Source organism: Nitrosospira sp. Nsp1 (genome assembly GCF_900100985.1).
In the GTDB taxonomy this organism is placed as follows: domain Bacteria; phylum Pseudomonadota; class Gammaproteobacteria; order Burkholderiales; family Nitrosomonadaceae; genus Nitrosospira.
The window spans coordinates 1-21895 of sequence record NZ_FMUF01000015.1; the positions used below are offsets into that span (position 1 = coordinate 1).

Here is a 21895-nt window from a genome sequence, read left to right on the forward strand (position 1 = left end):
TTCTTCGTCAATACGCTCGCCTTGCGCCTCGACCTGTCGGGCGATCCGTCATTTACCACGCTGCTCGAGCGCGTGCGCACGGTGGCAACCGAGGCATACGCGCATCAGGATCTGCCCTTCGAGATGCTGGTGGCCAGGCTCGCCCCGGCACGACATCTGAGCCAGGCGTCGCTCTTCCAGGTGATGTTCAACCTGCTCAATATCGATGGACGCATACCTGACGAGTCCGACGATAAGGCTGACGACAAGGCGGAATTGCCTGATGCCGAACTCGATGTCGATGTCGATGCCGACACTGATCTCGACGCCGGTGAGGAGTCGGCAAAATTCGACCTCACCCTCTATGCCATCGAATACGACCGGAACATCCGGCTCCACGCAGTCTATGCACGCGATCTTTTTGAGCCCGGCACCGTCAGATACATACTCGACCACTTCACCAATCTCCTGGAAGCGATCGCTGCCGACCCAGACGTGCCGCTCACGCAACTACGCCTCACCCGTCAGATACCTTCAGGAAAAAACATTGTCACGTCCAAGCATCCATTTACAGAATTCTCCGAACAAGCGATCGACCAATCGATAGGAAACCGTTTCCGCGAGCAGGCGAAGCGTTATCCTGATAATACCGCTATCAGGATAAAAAACGAGCAATGGACCTATACGCAGCTGGAGGCGCTTTCCAACCGGGTCGCCAATGCCATTCTCGCCCTGCGCGGAGAGGGCGAGGAGCGGATCGCCCTGTTTTTCCGCCATGGCGCCTCCATGATCACGGCGATGCTTGGCGTGCTGAAAGCAGGCAAGACGTATGTCCCGCTCGACCCCGCTCATCCTCTGCCCCGGATGAACAGGCTCATAGCCGATTCCACGGCGGCCACCGTCCTGACCGATATCGAAGATTTTTCCACGGAACAGGCGCAGGTGATTCGATTTGCCGAGAACGAGCGCTTCGATGCGAATCCGCCGCCAGCCATCTCGCCGGATGCAATCGCCTATATTCTGTACACCTCGGGATCCACAGGAGAGCCGAAAGGCGTCGTGCAGACTCACCGCAATGTCCTGGCCCAAGTCCGGAACTATAGTAACAATCTGCATTTGTGCGCCGATGACCGGCTGACCTTTGTTTCTTCGTACGGCGTTGACGCTGCTGTCCAGGATATCTTCGGTGCCCTGCTCAATGGCGCTGCGGTTTACCCTGTTTCTGTGCGGGAGCATGGCATCGAGGCACTCGTCGATTGCCTCGTAGAGCAGGAGATTACGGTTCTTCATTCCGCCCCGACTCTATTTCGCCATCTTGTCAATGCGCTGACGGGAATGGAGCATCTGGAGAAAATCCGCCTCGTCGTCCTTGGCGGTGAAGCCGTGTACCGCCGCGATGTTGATTCTTTCCGTGCGCACTTCGCTCCGGATTGCCTGCTGGTCAATGGTTACGGTCTCACGGAGTCGACGATGGCGCTGCAATGCTTCATCGACAGTAAAACGACGCCTGCGCGCGATGCCGTGCCCGTCGGTTACCCGGTTGATGACATCGAGGTTCTGCTGCTGGATGATGCCGGACAGCCTGCGGATGTCTACTGTCCAGGGGAAATTGTGCTGCGCGGTCTCTTCGTCGCCATGGGTTATTGGCGGCAGGGCAGTATTGCAGCGTTTCCATCGGAGGGCGGAGGACGGCGAATTTACCGTACGGGCGATCTTGGACGCCGGCTTCCCGATGGCGGCATCGAGTTCATCGGGCGGCGGGATTTTCAGGTGAAAATTCGGGGTTATCGCATCGAACCGGGCGAGATCGAAAACCACCTCCTCCAATTTCCTGGTGTAAAACAAGCGGTGGTCATCGCGCAGGAATACGCTGGCGAATGGCGGTTGGTCGCCTATGTCTCGACGGGCTCGGCGGATTCTGCGGATTCAGGGCAATCACCAACCGACAACGACTTGCGCCGGCATCTCGCCCAGCGGGTGCCCGATTATATGGTGCCGTCAGTGTTCGTAACACTTGAAGAGCTGCCCACAACACCCAGCGGCAAGATCAATCGGCTGACGCTGCCGGTCCCGGAAATTAGGAACGAAGGCTTTGTTTTGCCTCACGCGCCTGCTGAGGCAAAACTTGTGGCGATCTGGGAGCAGGTACTTGGAATCGGACACATCGGTATTCGGGACAACTTCTTCACCCTGGGAGGGCACTCCCTCCTGGCAACCCAGGTAATGTCGCGGTTACGCGACGAGTTCGGTGTAGAAGTTCCGCTGCAACAGATTTTTGAGACCCCCACTATCGCCGATCTGGCGTCAGTGGTAACGACGGCGCAGGCGGAGAACACACCTTTGCCAAAGATCGAACCACTGCCGCGCTGGCGCCATCGGGCAAAAGTTTCCCCGCTCGGGGAGCCTGTGTTTTCCAAAGAACTCAAGGCGCTGCTCGACCGCTTTGCCGCCAATGACATGATTCTGAATCCGGCAACTGACCGCTCATTTATTAACTAAATACTATAACTGAAAAGGATTTTTCGTACCCCGTAAGCTTCACCTTTCTGGTGAGCTCACTCCACGCCGTCCAACTGCCGGATCTAAGATGATGATGCATTTTGAGGAGAAAGCACAATGAACGAGATACAGCAAATAGAAAACCCGGAGATAAAGCTCATAGAAGGGGATGGGGATGAAGTCACTCTCCTCATCGAAGACGGTCAGGCGATGCAAGGGTGGGAAACGGCATTGATGTGGGAATCCGCGGATATTCTCTGCAAATATGGCTCGCGGTTCCTGGAGGTGGGCCTGGGACTGGGCATCTCGGCACTGCGCATCGCGAACAACCCAGCCACACGTCATCATACCGTAATCGAAAAATTTCCCCAGGTGATAGAACTCTTCCGCGAGCGAAATCCATCGCCGCCGCCGACGCTGGAGATCGCTCACGCGGATTTTTTTGAATATATCCAGGAGATCGAACCGGAGAGCCTCGACGGCATTTTTTTCGATCCCTACCTCGTCCCCGTGACGTTGTGGGACGATGAGGGACTATGGGCGGAAGTCATGCCGGCGGTTACGCGCGCCCTGCGGCGAGGCGGCGTTTTCATCCCCTGCTTCTCCACACGGCCGGTACTACGTTGGCAATTCGTCCATCACTTCGATCGCATCGTCGTCGAGCGTCGATCCTATGCATCGTACGCAACCACCGATTATGTCAAAAACGACACCGGGGACGCCTATATTCAGTGCTTCGTGCGGACGCGTTGAAATTCACGATAGCCTGACGCAGCGCTTTCTCTTACACCAGGGATATCCGCCGCAACAACGCACCGGAGCCGTATTCACGCAACTCGACTATTTTACAAGTACGGTTGATGGCGAGACAGCCCAGTGCGTTCCGCCCGGGCTCAAAAATCACCAACCGCCATGAGGCCGGGGCAGCAGCGTCATCGGAGTCGAAGAGAACCCTTGGCTCCACTCCCTCTTTTCCCATCGCGAGGCTGATTTCGAAGCTGTTCAAAGGCTTTGAAAGCCCTCGGCCAAGCGCCTTTATGTAAGCTTCCTTGCAGACCCATAGTGTGAAGAACGTGCTATTCCACGCTTGAGAATCCGTCGCCGATAGCCAGCCTTGTTCGCCAGCGGCAAAATACGAAGAAATTGATGCAAGCCCAGCAGAATCGCGGATGACTTCAACGTCTACCCCGACCTCGGTTCCATGCGCGATCGCGTGGAATACGTAGTTGCCGGAATGCGTTACGTTGAACTGAACAGAACTGGCCGGATATTGGAGAAACGGCTTACCGTAGCGGTTCTGCTCAAATTGGATGAGCGCAGGATCGGAATCACTGTATCGCGCCAACAGGCAACGCAGGGAAGCACGACCCAAAACGAATCGGACTCTATCGTGATCGAGATGGAAGCGACTTGCCCGGTGCCGCTCTTCCTCGTCGAGAATGGATAGATGATGATCGAACGGAATCTTCGTGTCCGCGATGGAGACATACCAGAGGTGAACTGTCCCTGCAGGCAACTCAGTGGGTAGCATCTCAAGGGATGGTTCGGGGGTTGATGCCGAACCTGCAGAATTCATCCCCTGGCCGGTAACGCGCATACTGGAACAGGTTCATCGAATGGCAACCTCCGTTTGAGACAGACTCGAAACGATCAATGCTTTCTTGACAGCAACATCAACAGCATCGGTACGCCCAGCAATGCCGTCAGCACGCCCACGGGCAATTGCTGCGGTGCCCACAACGTACGGGCCAGGGTATCGGCCAATGTGAGAAAACTGCCTCCGGAGAGCACCGACAAGGGCAGCAGCCAGCGAAAATCGTTAACGCCCAGCAAGCGCACGGCGTGCGGCACGATCAGACCGACAAATCCGATGGCGCCCGCCAGCATCAGCGCGGATACGGTCGCCAATGAGGCGCAAAAGTAGATGCCGATCTGCAGTGGCAGTACCGCCACGCCAAGCGTTTTCGCCTTCATCTGGCCGAGGCTCAGAACGTTGAGACTGCCGGAAAAAAGCATGCTCAAAGCCGTTACGATGATAAGCATCACCCATGCCGGCGTCAGCGCTTCAGCGCGCGAAATGTCGCCCATCAGCCAGAATAGCATGCCTTTTATATCGCGGGCGGGCGCCAGCGTCAGGATCAAGGTAGTCAGCGCCGTACAGCCAGCGGACAGCACCACGCCTGTCAGGAGCAACCGGTAAAGATTCCAGTCGCCGGCACGAAAGCTCAAGCCGAACACGATGGCAATTGCCGTCAGCGCGCCCGCCAACGACGTCAGATTGGTCAAGACGAGCCCCCATCCCAGCAGCATCGCAAGGAGCGCACCGACTGCCGCACCGCCCGATACGCCCAGAATATAAGGATCAGCCAGGGGATTACGCAGCAGGACCTGCAATAGCGCGCCCGCCAGGGCCAGCAGGCCGCCACAGGCAAATGCCGCCGATACACGCGGCAAGCGAAGCTGCCAGATGATCTGGTGAGGGATGCTATCGGTCTGCCACAACAGGACATCGATAATGCCGAGGATCGGGATATCCACGCTGCCGAACAGTAGTCCGGTAAACAGACTGCCGAGTCCCAGCAGAAAGAAGAAAATCAGCAGCAATAAAGGATGTTTGGCGGGACTCACTCGGGCGCTCAGGCCAGTTTGCGAACGATCAGCACGCCAGACCCCGAGCCAATAACCGAATCAGCAAGAAAGCTTTGCCGTGTTTTCTGCTTTGCTACTACCATCCGCCCGAACCTGGCGTTCCTGAATCATTATCCAGGTTATCGCAGGCTGATGATGGGCCATCCTTTTTTTTCCGCATGAGCCTTGAGGGTTGCATCGGGATCCACCGCGACCGGGTGGGTAACCTTGTTGAGTAGCGGAAGGTCATTCAACGAATCGCTGTAAAACCAGCTTTCCTGAAACGATAGCCATGTCAGATTATGCTCATCCAGCCAGCTTTCCAGCCGCGTTATCTTGCCTTCCCTGAAACAGGGTAGGCCCGAAACCCGGCCCGTGTATTCACCATCCCGCTGTTCCGCCTCGGTGGCGATCAGATTGCTTATTCCCAGTTCCTGCGCGATCGGTGCGGTCACAAATCGATTGGTGGCGGTGATGATGATGCATAGATCCCTGCCGAGCATATGCTTGTTAATCAACTCGCGCGCGTCCGGCGTTATCAATGGCAGAATTCTTTCCTTCATGAATTCGCTGTGCCAGGCATCGAGCTGGCTTCGGGGATGACGCGACAACGGCTTCAACTGAAAATCCAGGAACTCATGTATATCCAGCGTTCCGGATTTATATTGCTCGTAGAATTCGACATTCTGGGCTTCGTACACTTCACGGTCGAGCACGCGCTGCTCGATCAGGAATTGCGCCCACTGGAAATCGCTATCACCGGCTAGAAGCGTATTGTCGAGGTCAAACAGCGCCAGGTTCATGATGCTGCCCGCAATAATTCACGCACCAGCGGAACGGTGACTTTACGCTGACTGGCCAGCGAATAGCTGTCCAACGCGTCAAGCGTGGCCATCAAAGACGGCAAGTCGCGGCGTTGGTGCCGGAGCAGGTAGTCGCATACCTCCTGCGATAAATCAAGCCCGCGGCGGGTTGCATGACTTTTCATGGCTTTTATTTTTTCCTCGTCGGTCAATTCATGAACTTGATACACCAAACCCCATCCCAGGCGCGTAACAAGGTCTTCGCGCAATTTCAATTGTGCCGGCGCGACCGTGCCACTCACCAGAAGTAACGCTTGAGCCTCGTCACGAATATGATTATAGAGATTGAACAAGCCGATTTGCGCCTTGGCGTTGAGCTGGTCCACATCGTCCACGGTTACGCAATCGGCTTCGCTGCCCGTGGCGAAACTGGTATTTGCGTCACACGCGAAATATGCTGTATTCATTTTATGGTGCATATGTATCCCCGCTATCGCCTGCAGCAAATGACTTTTACCGCACCCGGCTCTACCCCACAGATAAATAAAACGCTCACGCTCCGATCCGGCAAGAATATTATCCAGGGTCTGCAATAGCTCGGTATTGCGCCCCGGCACGAAATTAACCAGCGTGGGCGGCGGCGATGGGGCGATATCCAGCAGCAGTTGCTTCATTTACGAGGTATAAGGTTGTTGTCCATGAGTTGTCGACCATGTATTGACGATGGCTGACCATGACATGTCGAAGTCATACACGAAGCAGCGACTCTCGTGACCATTTACGGTAAAATTGGCATTTTTGAAAACGGCACTCTATCTGCAATAAGGCGAGAACTCAACTTGACTTCATCCAAATTCGAGCATCCCAACCCCGACTCCACCCATTTGTCCTACCGCGACGCAGGCGTGGACATCAACGCGGGTGACCGCCTGGTGGAGAACATCAAGCCCTACGCCAAGTGTACCATGCGTCCGGAAGTGCTCGCCGGCATAGGCGGCTTCGGGGCATTGTTCGAGATTTCGAAAAAATATCGTAATCCGGTGCTGGTAGCGGGTACCGATGGCGTGGGCACCAAATTGAAGCTTGCATTCCAGTCCGGCCAGCACGACAGTATCGGTATCGACCTGGTGGCAATGAGCGTCAACGACATCCTGGTGCAAGGCGCGGAACCGTTGTTCTTCCTGGACTATTTCGCGTGCGGGAAATTGGATGTGGAAACGGCCACCCGCGTTGTAAAAGGTATTGCAAAGGGCTGCGAACAGGCGGGATGCGCCTTGATCGGCGGCGAAACCGCCGAAATGCCGGGCATGTACCCGGAGGGAGAATACGATCTTGCCGGCTTTGCGGTAGGCGCTGTCGAGAAAGACCGGATTATCACCGGCTTGACCATTCGGGAAGGCGATGCGGTATTGGGACTTGCTTCCAGCGGCGCACATTCCAACGGCTACTCGCTGATCCGCAAGATCATCGAGAAAAATAATACGGATTTGTCAGCGGATTTCCACGGTAAAGCGTTAATTGATGTCATCATGGCGCCGACGCGCATTTATGTGAAACCGTTGCTCGAACTGATGAAGCATCTGCCGGTCAAAGGCATGGCACATATTACGGGCGGCGGTTTGACGGAAAATATCCCGCGTGTCCTGCCGAAAGGCGTCACAGCGATATTGAAACGCGATGCATGGGATATGCCTCCGCTTTTTCACTGGCTTCGGCAGCAAGGCAATGTGAACGAACAGGAAATGCAGCGTGTGTTCAACTGCGGCATTGGCATGGTACTGGTGGTGGCGCCGGAATTTGCCGATAGTGCAATGCAGCTTTTGCGGTCTGCTGGCGAGACCGTGTGGAATATAGGCATGATTCGGCAGCGCCATGCGGATGAAGCGCAAACAATCTTCGAGTAATCGGCAGTGCATGTAAAGAATAAGCCGAGTCCCGCTGCCGAAATAATGAAATCTCTCGTGATTCTCATCTCCGGCCGCGGCAGCAACATGCAAGCGCTGATCGAAGCAAAGCTCCCCGTCAGGATCGCTGCAGTCATCAGCAACAAGCCTGATGCACCGGGACTTGAGATTGCAAAAATGCATGGTTGTGAAACCAGGGTACTGGATCAACGGTCCTACTCCGAACGCCGGGCGTTTGACGCCGCGCTGGCCGATGTAATCGATGCTTATGCGCCCGACCTGATAGTGCTCGCGGGCTTCATGCGAATTCTGGGAGATGATTTTGTCGACCGTTATCGGGGGAAGGTAATGAACGTTCACCCCTCATTGCTGCCTGCTTTTCCGGGCCTCCATAGTCACAGGCAGGCGTTGCAGGAAGGCGTAAAGATACATGGCTGTACGGTACATTTCGTTACCTCCCAGATGGATCGCGGCCCAATAATCGTCCAGGCCGCAGTCCAGATATTACCGGGCGATACCGAGGAAACTCTCGCGGCACGGGTACTGCAACAGGAACACCGCATTTACCCCGCAGCCGTGCGGTGGTTCATGGAAGACCGGCTGAAACTCTCCGATAATCACGTTGAAGTGAGCAATGCCGGGATCGACAACTCAGTTTTATACTCACCGGAATTATACAAATGAAATATTTATCCATTGCGTTGCTGTGGGGCTTAAGTTTTTCGGTTTTCTCCGCTGGTGCCGCCGATGTCCCCGCCCGGGTCGACATCAGCTATTCGATAACGTCTGGCGCGCTCGAAGGCGAAGTGAACGATACGTTGAAAATCAGGCAGGAAAGTGGTAAACGTAGCTATGAGATCAATAGCGAATCCCGCGCCATAGGACTACTGGCGCTGACACAACCCGAAAGCGTGGTGCGTGACAGCCAGGGGACCATTACAGCGCAAGGGGCATTGCGCCCCGGACGTTTTTCGGATCAGCATGGCAAGAAGATACCCAAGATAGCTATTTTCGACTGGGACAAGAAGCTGTTGACGCTTCAACATAAGCGCGGAGAAGAGCAAAAGGCCTTGCCTGCCGACGTTCAGGACAAGCTGAGCCTGCCCTACAGCTTTATGTTCTCCCCCGTTTCCGCTGTTTCAGGCAAGGTGATCGACCTCCATGAAACCGATGGCAAGCACCTCGAATTAGCCCACTATACAGTGGGAAAAGAAACGCTGGACACGCCCATGGGTAAACTGGAAACCATCGTGCTAACAAAGCGGCTGGAAAGTGAAGGCCAGCGCGACAAGAAAATCTGGCTTGCCGTCGACCATCACATGTTGCCGGTGCGCATCGTTGCGGCTGAGAAAATGGGCATTGTTACGGATCAGATGGTTACCAATATAAGCTACACGGACAAAATGGTCGGCAGTTTTAAACAGGGACGCCTGCGCTGATTGAAAAACGGCAGGTAATCGATATCAGCTGATACGGTCCTGCCGGCTTGTTGTTTACGAGCGCGCCCATGCGGGCCGCGCATCTCTCTCCCCTGCTTTCCCCAATAATCGACAATAGATGCGTCTTACTCCTGCTCATCTGGACATGGCTACCACTGCATTGCGTGCCGTGCTTCCGCTGGAACATCCGGCAGATTCGATACTGCGGCATTTCTTCCGGGAAAATCCGACACTTGGAGTAAACGATCGCGCATTTGTTGCGGAAACCGTATTCGGCATTTTGCGCCACCGGTTTTTTATCGAGCGCGCGGTCAGCATTGCCACTCCCCGTTCGTTGCTGCTTGCCTACCTGGCCAGATTCCAGGGTTTGAATATGCGCGAACTGATATCGCTCGTTAGCGAAACGGAAGCAAAGTCGCTCACGGAAATCAAGTCGGTATCGCTGGAAGCGCAGCCACTTGACGTCCAGGCTGAGTTCCCGGTCTGGTTGATGGAGAAGCTGCGCAATTTCATGCGCGATAGCGAGATACTCGATCTGGGACGGTCGCTGCAACAAGCGGCGCCGCTCGATCTGCGTGTCAATACGCTGCTGGCGAATCGCGACGAGGTTCTTGCGGTACTGGGCAAAGACGGCATTGAAGGCAGCGCGACCCCTTATTCACCCACCGGTATCCGCCTTGCGGGGAAACCCGCTATCAATCGCCACGAACTATTCGTCACCGGCAAGGTGGAGATCCAGGACGAAGGCAGTCAGTTGCTGGGCTATTTGCTTGGACCGAAGCGCCGCGATATGGTGGTCGATTTCTGTGCGGGTGCTGGAGGCAAGTCGCTGATGCTGGGCGCCCTGATGCGTTCGCAAGGACGCATCTATGCGCTGGATAATTCTGAAAAGCGGCTGAACAACCTTAAACCGCGCCTCAAGCGTTCCGGCTTGTCCAATCTGTATCCCCAGCTCATCACCAATGAAAATGATATCAAGGTGAAACGCCTGACGGGAAAGATAGACCGTGTACTGGTGGATGCCCCATGCAGCGGCCTCGGGACGTTGCGGCGTAATCCGGATTTGAAGTGGCGACAATCACCGCAAAGCATAGAAGAACTCAAGCGCAAGCAGACAGCCATTCTGGCGTCCGCCGCCAATCTGCTCAAGCCCGGCGGCAGGCTGGTCTATGCTACCTGCAGTTTCCTGCCGGAGGAGAATCAGGAAATCGTCGATCACTTTTTAAACAGCCACCCCCGCTTCATACAGTTGAATTGCGCCGAGCTATTGATACAGCAAAAAATCCCCCTGGACACCGGCGCATTCCTGCAACTGTCGCCCGGCCTGCACAGTACGGACGGTTTTTTTGCCGCTGCGCTGGAATTGGTGAAGAGTGAAGCATGATATCGCTACACCGCTGCGCCGCTCTTTCCGTCGCCGGCTATCTGGCGATTCTATTTGCGGCCCCTCATGCAGCAGGGTTCGAGCCCACTTCCAGTCGCGACCATAAACCTCCGCTCGTTCTTCCCGCCTCTGGCACGGTACAAGCGGCGTTTACGCCAGGAGATGATGTCGGTAAACTTATCGCCGACACTATCGATAGCGCACATCATCAGGTGCTGGTGCAGACGTTCAGTTTTACCCACCGCAAAATTGCCGACGCATTAATTGCAGCGAAGCGTCGTGGAGTGGACGTCAAGGTAATTGCCGATAAAGACCAAACCCATCGTATTCCCACCAGCCTGATTTCCAGGATCGCGGCCGAGGGCGTGCCGGTTTTTACGGATTCCGATCACACCAGTGCACATAATAAAGTCATGGTGATCGACGCGGACAGTCCTGACGCAACCCTGATTACCGGCAGCTTCAATTTTACCCACGCTGCGCAGTACAGGAATGCGGAGAATATCCTGGTGATACGCGGCAACACGGCTCTGACTGATCTTTATCTCCAGAACTGGCGGCGCCACTACAAACACTCGCAGCCTTACCGATAGAACTAGCTAGCAGCCTGTCGGACTTGAAGAATCGCAGCGAAAAAGTGACTGGCTGAGGGCAGATTTTGGGATTTTGAAGGCCAATAGTTATTCTATTGGTCGAAAAAGCAACGAAATATGAACCGGCCAGGCGCTTTTGCAGCCGTTTTCCTTTAAGTCCACAGACTGCTAGGGGCTTGCCTCATGCCATCCACTAATGAGCTCCAGAATTTTCTAAGTGACCTGATCAGCGGCGCCCAGAAAGTCGGCGTCATGTGGCAGCTTGTGGTGTTGGTTGCAAGCCTGGGGCTCTCGTGGTGGTGGCTGCGGCGAGCGATGATCCGTCGGATCGCACCACAAGTGACCGGTCGCCCGCAGGATCCCGGCACGCGCGGTACCGGCCGCATCCTGTTGCGCGGGAGATACCGCGTCCTGTTCCCTCTTTTCGCGCTCATCCTGCTCGTTTTCGGCAAGTGGGTGTTGGATCATTGGTATTCGACGCATCTGCTCAGCATTGCCGTCCCGTTGTTATCTGCGCTCGCGCTGATTCGCGCAGTCATCTATATGCTGCACAAGGTTTTCTCCAGTCAGGAGCTGCTGCATCCTTGGGAGCGATTTATCGGCTGGACGGTGTGGACCGGACTGGTGCTGTATGTAACGGGTCTTCTGCCGGAGATCCTGACATTTCTTGATGGTATTTCGTTCCAGATCGGCAAACAACGCTTCTCCGTAGTACTGGTCGTACAGGGCATCGTCATGTTCTGCGCCAGCATGCTGGTGGCGCTTTGGCTCGCCGGTGCGCTTGGCGCAGGCATCATGAATACCAGTGCGCTGGATATCAATCGGCGCGTGATTCTGTCGAAAATCCTCCGCACGACGCTGATACTGCTGGGAATACTGATCGCACTGCCATTGGTCGGTGCAGATATCACCGTTCTATCCGTGTTCGGGGGCGCGCTTGGCGTCGGACTCGGATTGGGTTTGCAGACTATCGCCAGCAACTACATAAGCGGCTTCATCATTCTGCTGGATCATTCGCTGCATATCGGCGATACCGTTACGGTAGAGGGTCGCAGGGGCGAAGTCACCTCACTTACGACGCGGTATGTGGTGCTCAAGAGCGACGATGGCACCGACGCCCTTATTCCCAACGATGTGTTCATTACTTCCGCGGTTGTCAGCCAAACTTTTTCGGATCACCGGTCACGGCTTGTCGTGCCGATTCAAATCAGTTACGCAAGTTCCGTTGAGACCGCGATGGATATCATGCTGAACGCGGCAAAAACACGAAAACAAGTACTGGCTGATCCGGAACCAGTTGTATTTTTGAAGGAATTTGATGCCAGCGGAATCAATCTGGAGCTATACGTATGGGTAGAGAATCCCGGGGGCAGTGATCTCGGCGAGCTCGGACCACGCTCAGACATCAACACTGAAATCTGGTCCGAATTCCAGAAACACGGCATTGAGCTGCCGTTCCCACAACACGAGGTGCGGTTGCTTCAGTAAGTTGGAAAAGCCGGACCGAGGTTGATCTTCCGGTGATTCGATGTGCTGCTTCCAGGGAGCACGTGGAAATTTTATCAGCTCATCCTCTGAACCTTCAGCCGCATCCACGGGTATATAGTGAATCCCGATTTTTCAACACCCCACTTTAACCCACTGACTGATTCAGTTATCCCGGATCTGTTGCACAAACTCGGTGGAATGGTGATGGACATCATGCTGGACGCCGCGACAAGCGGCAACAACTATTGTCCCTTAGTGGCAGCCAACTCAAGAGCATGTATGCCGCCCAGTTATAAATATAGTATTTGACAACCTGAAAGACCTTCCGTAAATTCAACACGTTTTAGCGGAAAAGTCCTTATTTTTCCTAGAACGTTTTCCTGTCGTTTTAGCTGGAAATTCGATGTTTCTATTTGGGTTTGGATGATAGTCAACTTCTTTATGGAGAGAGTATTATGGGACGATATAGTCGGATTGCAGTAGCAGCTTCTCTATTTTTACTTCCTGTTTCTGTTTTTGCGGCTGGCTATGGCGCAGCAGGTTGTGGACTAGGGTCGGAGCTCATGGGATCAAAACCGGGTGCGTCGCAGGTTTTCGCTTCAACAACCAATTCAACATTCGGAAACCAAACGTTCGGAATTACGTCTGGAACTTCAAATTGCGGTGATCATGGCCTGGTAAACATGAGTAAGGAGCGTGAAGTATTTGCACAGGAGAATTACACCAGCCTGGTCAAGGAAATGGCGCAAGGTAAAGGTGAAAATCTGTATACCCTAGCCAGCTTGTATCAATGTCCCGCAGCAAGCCATCAAGAATTTGGCACGATGGTTCAGGAGAAATTCGACAATTTAGTAGCGAGTGATCAAGCGAACTCAACTGAATTACTGAGCCAGCTTGAAAATCAAATAACTCGCCATCCTACACTTGCAAAATCATGTGATATCAAGCTATCCGCCTTGAACTAAAAAAATCAGAAACGGATACAGGTGGAAATCTGTGTCCGTTTCTATATTGTTATCACTCCAATGATTCCTTCGTGCAGCCTGTTTGCCTGGCAGCCTGTCGGACTTAAAGGAAATCGGCTGTAAAAGCGTCTGGCTGATTCACATTTTCATCGCTTTTTCAGCCCATAGAATAACTATTGGCCTTCAAAATCCTCAAAATCCGCCCTCACCCAGTCACTTTTTCGCTGCGATTCTTCAAGTCCGACAGGCTGCTGGTAGCCGGGATATTTTTCTGGTTTTGCTTTCTTCCTGTAACGGCTCATTCCGAACAAAAAGTCACTGCTGATTATCTGGCTGAATTACAACACCAAGCCAAACAAAAAAAGCTCGCCGATGAACGTGTCTGGCACCTGCTTTTAAAGTACGACAAGAAACTTTTTCTCGGCATGGCCAGTGAAGCCGATGGAATGGATTTTTTCAACTCTCCACAAGGAAAAGCCGATCCGGAGTCAGAGTTATTATCGACCCTCTCAAGCTTCTTTGTTCCAGCAGCCGAGATTGCGAAGGGTAAAGAGCATCCGCAGTGTAACTTTCCCGCCCGCTTCAAATGGTTGAATCAGCAACTGACATTCGACCTCAATCGCCTGAAAATACAAGCATGCGATCGACTCGACCGCTGGATGAAGACTTTGGATCCAGTCGGGGCGACGTTGGTGTTCGCGTCTTATTTTATGGACAATCCAGCCTCCATGTTTGGACATACCCTGCTACGCATTGATAGCCGGAGAACAGGCAGCGGTAATAACTTGATGAACTACGGTGCAAACTATGCCGCGGTTCCCGACACGGACAATGCGTTTCTATACGCGTTCAAAGGTTTAGTAGGTGCGTTCCCAGGCCGCTTCGCGATTTTCCCTTACTACACGAAGGTGCAGGAATACAATAATCTGGAAAGCCGTGATCTTTGGGAGTATGAGCTCCAATTTACCGAAGATCAGCTGAACACGATGCTTCTGCACCTATGGGAGTTAGGTGGGACATATTTTGATTATTTTTATTTCCAGGAAAACTGCTCATACCATGTGCTTTCCCTGCTGGAGATTGCCAATCCTGATCTTCGATTAAAAGATCCGTTTTCTTTCAGTGTGATCCCGACCGATACGGTAAAAACTCTGATGGCGCAGGACGAGCTGGTAAAACAGGTGGTATATCGACCTTCGGTGCTCAGCCAGATGAATCATAAGAGACTCAAGATGGTCGATGATGAGAAGCGGATATTGCGACGCATGGTCAAAGGAGAAATATCACCGGAAAGCACTGCCTTCAAGAGCCTTGCCGCTCCGTCACAAGCACTTGTATTAAACGCTTATATGGACTACTTGCAGTATCAAAGCATGCAGGAAAAGAGTAACGGGGAAATAAAAATTCCACGTTCCGTTTTACTGGCGAGAAGCCGCCTGCCGACTACCAATGATGGGCTAACAGATACCATCACACGCTTTTCGAGCCGCCCGGACCAGGGCCACGGTACGGATCGCTTTAGATTGGGAATCGGACACAATAAGTGGGAGCCTTTCCTGGAATTCGCTTATCGTCCGGTTTATCACGATTTGATGGCCAGGGATGTGGGGTACGATAAAAACTCGGAAATCATTTTTATGGACTTCAAGCTTCGGTATTACCTGGAGTCCGACCGGGTGAGACTGGATCAGGCAAAAATTCTCTCTATTACCGCGCTTAATCCCTATGATGCCTTATTTGCCAAACCTTCCTGGCGTGTAGACTTGGGGGTCGAGACGCTAAGAGACCGCAACTGTAACTACTGCAATTCCATCCAGGGCACATATGGGAGGGGGTTTTCCTATCGACCGGATTTTTTTTCACCCTTGCTGCTATATTCCTTTGCCGATCTGAAAACAGAGTTTTCCGAGCATTTGAAACAAAATTTTCGTTTGGGTGGCGATGTGGAAGTCGGCACGTATTACGATGTAACCGAAAATTGGAGGATCAAACTTGCGGGCAGTTATCAAATTTTTGTCTTTGGTGAAAGCAAACGTTTTTTTACTGCTCATTTCATTACCCGCTATGCACTCTCCCAGGATCTTGATATAAGGTTCGAATTGAATCGCTATGATCATAACAATGAAGGAATTTTTTCGGCCAATTATTTCTTCTAGCAGCTGTCGGGCTTGAAGAATCGCGGCGAAAAAAAGTGACTGGGTAAGGGTGGATTTTTCGGGGATTTTGAAGCAACAGTTATTCTATTGGTCGAAAAAGCGGCGAAACAGGAACGGACCAAACGCTTTTGCAGCCGATTTCCTCTAAGTCCGGCAGGCTGCCAAGGCTTCGTAGTCAGGTAGAGAGATGCGTTCTTGTAATAACGTAAACCGGACGAATCATTCGGTACAGATCCCATCGATTATTTGCGCGGCGCATCGGAACCCGCGCCTCCTTGATATGGAAATAGATTTTAGATAACATAATGCGATATCAATGACTTGTTTTTGGAGGAAGCGCTTGGAGCCACTGTAAAAAGGCTATCCGGTTACTTTCGCTCCAGTTGCTGCCGACGTACCGAAACAATTTATTCCAGGACTTATTCTGTTTATTACACATTAGAACTCATGAAAACAACTACGCTAATCTTATTCTTTGCGCTATTTTCCACGCAGGTTTTTGCGCAGAAGGAGGTCCAGGAATTCCCCTGGTCCAAGGCGGCAAAAATTATTTCAGCGGATGAGGCAAAAAGCCGCGATGGGAAAAAGACGGCGCAGCAACCCCAAGCCGACAGCAAAAAGACCGAGAAGAAAATTGATGCTGAAAATAAAAAGAGCGACCGGAATTACTCAGTCACGAATGGAACCGTGGACGATGGAAAGTAGTTATTGCCGGTTACAATTCAAGCGCTGAAGACGGGTTAATGAAGGCGGTGGGGAACGCCAGTCAGGTCATGACTTGGTAAATCCGGAAATCCAGAGGCTTTCATGGGCGCTTTGATCTTCTATGTCGCGGTCTACTTCATTGGCTACTACGCAGCGAACCTGCTTAACCGGATGGTTGGACGCGTCCTGATCCAGAACCGCCGCCTTGCAGGTCTTGTCTTGGTCCTCATGGTCAGCCTGCTTCACGGCTACAAGATAATAAGCACATCACCATCGCACGATCATGGCGAGGAAGCAAGTTATGCATTGGGCTTTTACGTTATCCTGCCCGTTGCAATCATAGCGATTGCCGTGTTATATCTCACTTGGCAGGAAAAGCAGGATGACGACATTCCTTGACCGCGGCCTGAATCCTGAATCAGCCATCTAAATTCCTTTAGCTCTGCCATCGCGCGTACCTCGCTCGATTTCATTGAAAACAGTTTCCCGGAAGGTTGGTGTAAAAGCGGATCGAAAAAACATGAAAAGGGAGGGGGAGAGAGATGACCTTCAAAATAATCTGCTGCGACGGGGGCGGTATTCGTGGTTTGATGACAGCTCTGCTGCTGCAGGATCTAGACAAGCAATTCGGTGTTGTCGCCAAAGCCGACGGCTTTGCCGGCACCTCAACAGGGGGGCTGATTGCTTTGGGGTTGGCCAATAATATCCCGATCAACGACATCGTCAGCATTTATGAAACCAAAGGGTCGACCATTTTCGAACCGAATGGATGGATGCTTGAGGAGAAGAAAAAGGAGTGTCTAGCTCCTCAAAGCATCGAAGAGTTTGTAGCGGGGCCTGGCATGCTCTCCTGTCAGTACACGAATGCAGGCCTGATCTCTATCGCCAGGGGCCTGTTTGGCAGCAAAAGCCTGAGCGAGGCTAAAAAATACGTAGCGATCAATACTGCGCGCTTGTGGAACGGCAACTCGTGGGAGCCTGCCACCTTATCCAATGCGGCCGGCAACGCATATGCCCATGTAATGATGAGGGATGCGGCGCTAGCCACCTCGGCGGCCCCCACCTATTTCCCGCCGTATCAGATCGACAATTTGGGGTATTTCGCCGATGGTGGCACTTACGCTAATAATCCGAGTATGAGTGCCATCGCCGATGCCCTGAAAGGTGGGCGCGCAGATGCGCTGGGCAATGTGCTCGCCCTCTCCCTTGGAACCGGTCTCGTGCCGCAAGGAATTACCCCTTCCTCCCTCTCCAATCCATTGGACTGGGGCGTGACCCATTGGATGTGGCCCTATGCTTTCGACAAGGTGCCTCCCACTGCCCTGATAAATCTGATGATGGACTGCACTTCACAGGCGACGACCGTAGAAGCGCAGAATTTGCTGTTGGGCAACTTCTGCCGAGGAAATGTCCCGATGCCGAAGGCCATCGGGCTGGATGAGTGGAAGCAGGTGGGTACGCTGAAGCAATATGCTACGGCCTATATGAACTCCACCCAATGGCAACAGGTGCGTACCTGGGTTGGTGCGAACTGGCGATAGCCATCGCTCGGCGTCCCGATGTCCGATACCCTTTGGGAGCGCCTTTCAGGCCTGATTTGTACTTGATTACGTCATTTCCGAGAAATACGGTGACTGGGTTGTTTGCGAACCTGGTAAACGAGCTGTATTAAACGGGAGAAGCTGAACTTCAACTGCCTTTCCAAGCAAGCTTAGCGTCAAATGCTTCCGGTTCCTGGTATAGAAAGTACACTTGGCTCGATTCCTATCCAGCAACATATCATAGTCCGGAAGCTGTTCGCCTTAATGATCATCGTGATCATTCGATGAGAACCAGCCATTTATTCTTTATTCTTCGTCCTTCGAGACGCGGTTTTTTACTGACGTCCGGCACGTCCCCGCTTATAACGCAGCCTATGCCGCCTTTTTCTGTATCAACTCGATCTTGTAGCCGTCCGGGTCTTCCACGAATGCAATCACCGTGGCGCCATGCTTCATCGGCCCGGCCTCACGTGTAATGTTACCGCCACGCTTTCTCACTTCTTCGCAAGCGTCATAAGCGTTATCCACCTCTATGGCGATATGGCCATAGCCAGTGCCCAGCTCATATTTTTTAACATCCCAGTTATGGGTCAGCTCCAATACGGCGCCACCCGCCTCATCCTGATAGCCGACAAATGCCAGGGTAAATTTTCCCTCGGGATAATCCTTCCGGCGCAGCATCTTCATCCCCAGCACATCGGTGTAAAAAGCGATGGATTTTTCCAGGTCGCCCACGCGCAGCATGGTATGAAGAATACGCATTTAAATTTCCACCATCTCAAAATCCTCCTTGCGCGCAGCGCATTCCGGACAGGTCCAATTCATCGGGACGTCTTCCCACCGAGTTCCCGGAGGAATACCTTCCTGCGGCGAGCCCTCGGCTTCGTCGTATACGTATCCGCAAATGAGACACATGTAACAGCGGTAAACCAGAGTTTCGGTAGTGGGCATGATGAGTAAGGGTAATTTGAGTTAAAATGTCATTTTACGGTATTAGCCCATGTCTCAGCCACCCCCCATCGTACTTTCTTTCGCCGCCAGCGACTCTACCGGGGGTGCAGGTATCCAGGCCGATATCCTCACTCTTGCCAGCATGGGTTGTCATGCGCTGTCGGTGATCACGGCCATTACCGTGCAGGACACGGCCGGCGTGGACGATGTGATGGCGCTGGATCCGGAATGGGTGGCGGATCAGGCGCGCGCGGTGCTGGAAGACATGCCCGTTCATGTTTTTAAGATCGGGTTGCTCGGCAGTGTTGAAATTATCACGGCTATCGCCGAAGTGGTTTCCGATTATCCCAACATTCCGCTCGTGCTGGATCCTGTGCTTGCTTCCGGGCGCGGCGACGAACTCACCAGCGACGAAATGGTCGCTGCAATGCGCGAATTGCTGCTTCCGCAAGCGACCATCATTACGCCCAACAGCTTCGAAGCACGGCGACTCGCCCAGGATGACGATGACGACAGCGAAATGCCGCATTTGAGTCAGTGCGCTGCCCGCCTTTTACATATGGGTTGCGAATATGTGCTCATCACCGGCACCCATGAAAACACATCGCAGGTGATCAATAATTTATACGGGACCGGTGGCGTCGTTCGTACCGATTCCTGGGATCGGCTACCCGGTTCATATCACGGCTCGGGCTGCACGCTTGCTTCGGCTATCGCCGCCTCTCTGGCCAATGGCTTGCCCCTCGCCGAGGGTGTATATGAAGCGCAAGAATATACCTGGCAATCGCTTAAGGCGGGGTTTCGCCCCGGAATGGGACAGTATTTGCCGGACAGATTATTCTGGGCCCGGGACGATACCGACGCCGAAGAGGGAAGCAAGAGTAAATGACACGGCCCGGGATTCTCGGCTTATACGCAATTACACCGGAAGCCGCCGATACCGCCAGCCTCCTGGCAATGACGCAGCAGGCGCTGGCAGGGGGAGCGCGGTTGGTCCAATACCGCAGCAAAACAGACGATGCCGCGTTGCGCCTTGAACAGGCACATTCACTTGCCCGTCTTTGCGCTGAATTCGACGTACCTTTCATCATCAACGATTATCCTGATCTTGCTCTGGAAGTGGATGCCGACGGCGTCCATTTAGGAAAGAGGGATGCGCCCATCACCGAGGCGCGGCGCAAGCTGGGGCCCGGCAAGATCATCGGGATTTCGTGTTACGAACGGCTGGAGCATGCTGTCGAGGCCGAACGGCAAGGCGCCGATTATGTCGCATTCGGCGCTTTTTTTGCCTCCGTCACCAAACCGGATGCTGTGTCCGCGCCCGCAGACCTGTTGCGTCATGCAAAGCAGAAGGTACGGATTCCAATTGTCGCTATCGGGGGTATTATTCCGGAGAATGCCGGGGAACTGATACGCCAGGGCGCGGACGCGGTGGCTGTCAGCAACGCCCTGTTTAACGCCCGGTACATTCGATCCGCCGCTGAGAGGTTTTCTCTGTTATTCAAGCCAGACCAGCATTTCATTTCTCATAATCACGGGTTAGCCAACAATGTCACGTAATCAGCAATTATTTGAGCGCTCTCAGGAATATATTCCCGGCGGCGTTAATTCACCGGTCCGCGCCTTCAAGTCCGTGGGCGGTACACCTGTATTTTTTCAGCGGGGACAAGGCGCCTGTATTTGGGACGCGGACGATAAAACGTATATCGATTATGTCGGCTCCTGGGGCCCGCTGATTCTTGGCCATGCTCATCCCGAAGTGGTTGAAGCGGTACAGGCGGCGGCACAAAAAGGACTGACCTTCGGGGCGCCCACCGAGGCGGAACTGGTAATAGCGGAACTGCTGTGCAACCTTGTTTCGTCAATCGAGCAGGTTCGCCTGGTGAGCTCGGGTACCGAAGCCACCATGAGCGCCATCCGCCTGGCGCGAGGCTATACCGGCAGAAGCCGCATCATCAAATTCGAGGGTTGTTATCATGGCCATGAGGATGCCTTACTGGTAAAAGCCGGTTCAGGCGCCCTGACTTTCGGCCACCCGAGTTCCGCCGGGGTTCCGGCAGCAACTACTGCCAGCACCCTGGTGCTGGATTACAACGATCTCGCCGGTGTGGAACAGGCGTTCAGCCAGTTCGGTGAAGAAATCGCGGCGGTCATCGTCGAGCCTGTAGCAGGCAATATGAATCTGGTAGCGCCAAAGCCCGGCTTCCTGTCGGGCTTGCGTGAGCTATGCACGCGGCACGGCAGCCTACTGATATTTGACGAGGTAATGACGGGCTTTCGCGTTGGGCTGAAATGCGCTCAGGGGCTTTACGGCATAAAACCTGACTTGACCACGCTCGGTAAAGTGATCGGCGGCGGCATGCCGATGGCGGCATTTGGCGGCAGGCGAGACATCATGCAGTGCCTCGCACCAGTGGGAGCCGTGTATCAGGCAGGCACGCTTTCCGGTAATCCGGTCGCGGTAGCTGCCGGCCTCGCTACGCTGAAGCTGGTGCAAACGCCGGACTTCTACGAAAAACTTGCCGCCAGCACTCGGCAACTGACTGAAGGTCTTACCGCAGCCGCGAAAAAACATGGCATTGCCTTTTGCGCGCAGGCGGTGGGCGGCATGTTCGGACTCTATTTCCGCGAAAACCTGCCGACGAGTTATGCTGAAGTGATGAGTTGCGACAGGGAAGCCTTTAACCGCTTTTTCCATGCCATGCTCGAGGAAGGCGTTTACTTTGCACCGTCGGCATTCGAAGCCGGATTTGTTTCGGCATCGCACGGTGCCGCCGAAATCAGTAAAACGCTGGATGCGGCCGATCGGGCATTCGGTACAACGAAAACAACGAAATAAAAAACCGACCTGGTTCTCAGG

General features: G+C 53.5%; 22 protein-coding genes. 16 read left to right on the forward strand and 6 right to left on the reverse strand.

Going from position 1 to position 21895, the window contains the following annotated elements; all coding sequences use genetic code 11:
- Together BLP78_RS10165 and BLP78_RS10170 are read left to right on the forward strand one after the other, a co-directional pair.
- Positions 1-2478: non-ribosomal peptide synthetase (locus tag BLP78_RS10165; RefSeq protein WP_143002936.1), on the forward strand; the 2478-nt coding region annotated here is incomplete at its 5' end.
- 117 nt (positions 2479-2595) lie between these two features.
- Complete coding sequence (locus BLP78_RS10170) at positions 2596-3231, forward strand: class I SAM-dependent methyltransferase (protein WP_090458934.1); 636 nt, start codon at positions 2596-2598, stop codon at positions 3229-3231.
- Positions 3232-3262: 31 nt separating this feature from the next.
- Here BLP78_RS10170 and BLP78_RS10175 read toward each other — a convergent pair whose 3' ends face one another.
- From BLP78_RS10175 to hda, 4 genes are all read right to left on the reverse strand, one after another.
- Entirely contained in the window at positions 3263-4009 is a 747-nt protein-coding gene (locus BLP78_RS10175) for a 4'-phosphopantetheinyl transferase family protein (RefSeq protein ID WP_176752843.1), read from the reverse strand.
- Between the two features lie 119 nt (positions 4010-4128).
- The gene (locus BLP78_RS10180) at positions 4129-5106 is read right to left on the reverse strand and encodes a FecCD family ABC transporter permease (protein ID WP_090458937.1); all 978 of its coding nucleotides are present in this window, start codon (positions 5104-5106) and stop codon (positions 4129-4131) included.
- 140 nt (positions 5107-5246) lie between these two features.
- Positions 5247-5909: a histidinol-phosphatase gene (locus BLP78_RS10185; protein ID WP_090458939.1), complete on the reverse strand. Its 663-nt coding sequence runs from the start codon at positions 5907-5909 to the stop codon at positions 5247-5249.
- A complete protein-coding gene (gene hda, locus BLP78_RS10190; RefSeq protein ID WP_090458941.1) occupies positions 5906-6583 on the reverse strand; it encodes a DnaA regulatory inactivator Hda in 678 nt (225 codons plus the stop codon). The genes BLP78_RS10185 and hda overlap by 4 nt, the downstream gene beginning before the upstream one ends.
- A gap of 165 nt (positions 6584-6748) precedes the next feature.
- Here hda and purM point away from each other — a divergent pair, with 165 nt between their 5' ends.
- The 11 genes from purM (at position 6749) to BLP78_RS10245 (ending at position 18084) form a co-directional block, all read left to right on the forward strand.
- Positions 6749-7813 carry a phosphoribosylformylglycinamidine cyclo-ligase gene (purM, locus tag BLP78_RS10195; RefSeq protein WP_090459021.1) on the forward strand — a complete coding sequence of 355 codons (1065 nt, stop codon included), beginning with the start codon at positions 6749-6751 and terminating at the stop codon, positions 7811-7813.
- 45 nt (positions 7814-7858) lie between these two features.
- Complete coding sequence (purN, locus tag BLP78_RS10200; RefSeq protein WP_090458943.1) at positions 7859-8497, forward strand: phosphoribosylglycinamide formyltransferase; 639 nt, start codon at positions 7859-7861, stop codon at positions 8495-8497.
- Positions 8494-9252: a DUF3108 domain-containing protein gene (locus BLP78_RS10205; RefSeq protein WP_090458944.1), complete on the forward strand. Its 759-nt coding sequence runs from the start codon at positions 8494-8496 to the stop codon at positions 9250-9252. Before purN ends, BLP78_RS10205 begins: the two co-directional genes overlap by 4 nt.
- A 118-nt stretch (positions 9253-9370) precedes the next feature.
- A complete protein-coding gene (locus BLP78_RS10210) occupies positions 9371-10636 on the forward strand; it encodes an RsmB/NOP family class I SAM-dependent RNA methyltransferase (RefSeq protein ID WP_090458945.1) in 1266 nt (421 codons plus the stop codon).
- Complete coding sequence (locus BLP78_RS10215) at positions 10633-11229, forward strand: phospholipase D family nuclease (RefSeq protein WP_090458947.1); 597 nt, start codon at positions 10633-10635, stop codon at positions 11227-11229. Before BLP78_RS10210 ends, BLP78_RS10215 begins: the two co-directional genes overlap by 4 nt.
- 183 nt (positions 11230-11412) lie before the next feature.
- Positions 11413-12717: a mechanosensitive ion channel family protein gene (locus BLP78_RS10220; RefSeq protein WP_090458949.1), complete on the forward strand. Its 1305-nt coding sequence runs from the start codon at positions 11413-11415 to the stop codon at positions 12715-12717.
- A 455-nt stretch (positions 12718-13172) separates the two neighbouring features.
- Positions 13173-13682 carry a DUF3015 domain-containing protein gene (locus BLP78_RS10225; protein WP_090458951.1) on the forward strand — a complete coding sequence of 170 codons (510 nt, stop codon included), beginning with the start codon at positions 13173-13175 and terminating at the stop codon, positions 13680-13682.
- A 176-nt stretch (positions 13683-13858) separates the two neighbouring features.
- Positions 13859-15838: an Lnb N-terminal periplasmic domain-containing protein gene (locus BLP78_RS10230; protein WP_256330208.1), complete on the forward strand. Its 1980-nt coding sequence runs from the start codon at positions 13859-13861 to the stop codon at positions 15836-15838.
- Between the two features lie 321 nt (positions 15839-16159).
- Positions 16160-16543 (forward strand): hypothetical protein, encoded by a 384-nt coding sequence (locus BLP78_RS10235; protein ID WP_090458952.1) that lies wholly within the window; start codon positions 16160-16162, stop codon positions 16541-16543.
- A gap of 102 nt (positions 16544-16645) precedes the next feature.
- Positions 16646-16942, forward strand: coding sequence for a hypothetical protein (locus BLP78_RS10240; RefSeq protein WP_090458953.1), 297 nt, complete (start codon positions 16646-16648; stop codon positions 16940-16942).
- 143 nt (positions 16943-17085) lie between these two features.
- Entirely contained in the window at positions 17086-18084 is a 999-nt protein-coding gene (locus BLP78_RS10245; RefSeq protein ID WP_090458955.1) for a patatin-like phospholipase family protein, read from the forward strand.
- A gap of 372 nt (positions 18085-18456) precedes the next feature.
- Here the strand turns inward: BLP78_RS10245 and gloA are convergent, their stop codons facing one another.
- Positions 18457-18846 (reverse strand): lactoylglutathione lyase, encoded by a 390-nt coding sequence (gloA, locus tag BLP78_RS10250; protein ID WP_090458957.1) that lies wholly within the window; start codon positions 18844-18846, stop codon positions 18457-18459.
- Entirely contained in the window at positions 18847-18999 is a 153-nt protein-coding gene (locus BLP78_RS10255) for a rubredoxin (RefSeq protein WP_371128874.1), read from the reverse strand.
- 85 nt (positions 19000-19084) lie between these two features.
- Here BLP78_RS10255 and thiD point away from each other — a divergent pair, with 85 nt between their 5' ends.
- Genes thiD through hemL form a run of 3 tightly spaced genes read left to right on the forward strand, consistent with a single transcriptional unit; the run spans position 19085 to position 21874 of the window.
- Positions 19085-19924 carry a bifunctional hydroxymethylpyrimidine kinase/phosphomethylpyrimidine kinase gene (gene thiD, locus BLP78_RS10260; protein WP_090458959.1) on the forward strand — a complete coding sequence of 280 codons (840 nt, stop codon included), beginning with the start codon at positions 19085-19087 and terminating at the stop codon, positions 19922-19924.
- Positions 19921-20595 carry a thiamine phosphate synthase gene (gene thiE / locus BLP78_RS10265; RefSeq protein ID WP_143002937.1) on the forward strand — a complete coding sequence of 225 codons (675 nt, stop codon included), beginning with the start codon at positions 19921-19923 and terminating at the stop codon, positions 20593-20595. Before thiD ends, thiE begins: the two co-directional genes overlap by 4 nt.
- Positions 20585-21874: a glutamate-1-semialdehyde 2,1-aminomutase gene (gene hemL, locus BLP78_RS10270; RefSeq protein ID WP_090458961.1), complete on the forward strand. Its 1290-nt coding sequence runs from the start codon at positions 20585-20587 to the stop codon at positions 21872-21874. Before thiE ends, hemL begins: the two co-directional genes overlap by 11 nt.
- Positions 21875-21895 lie beyond the last annotated feature (21 nt).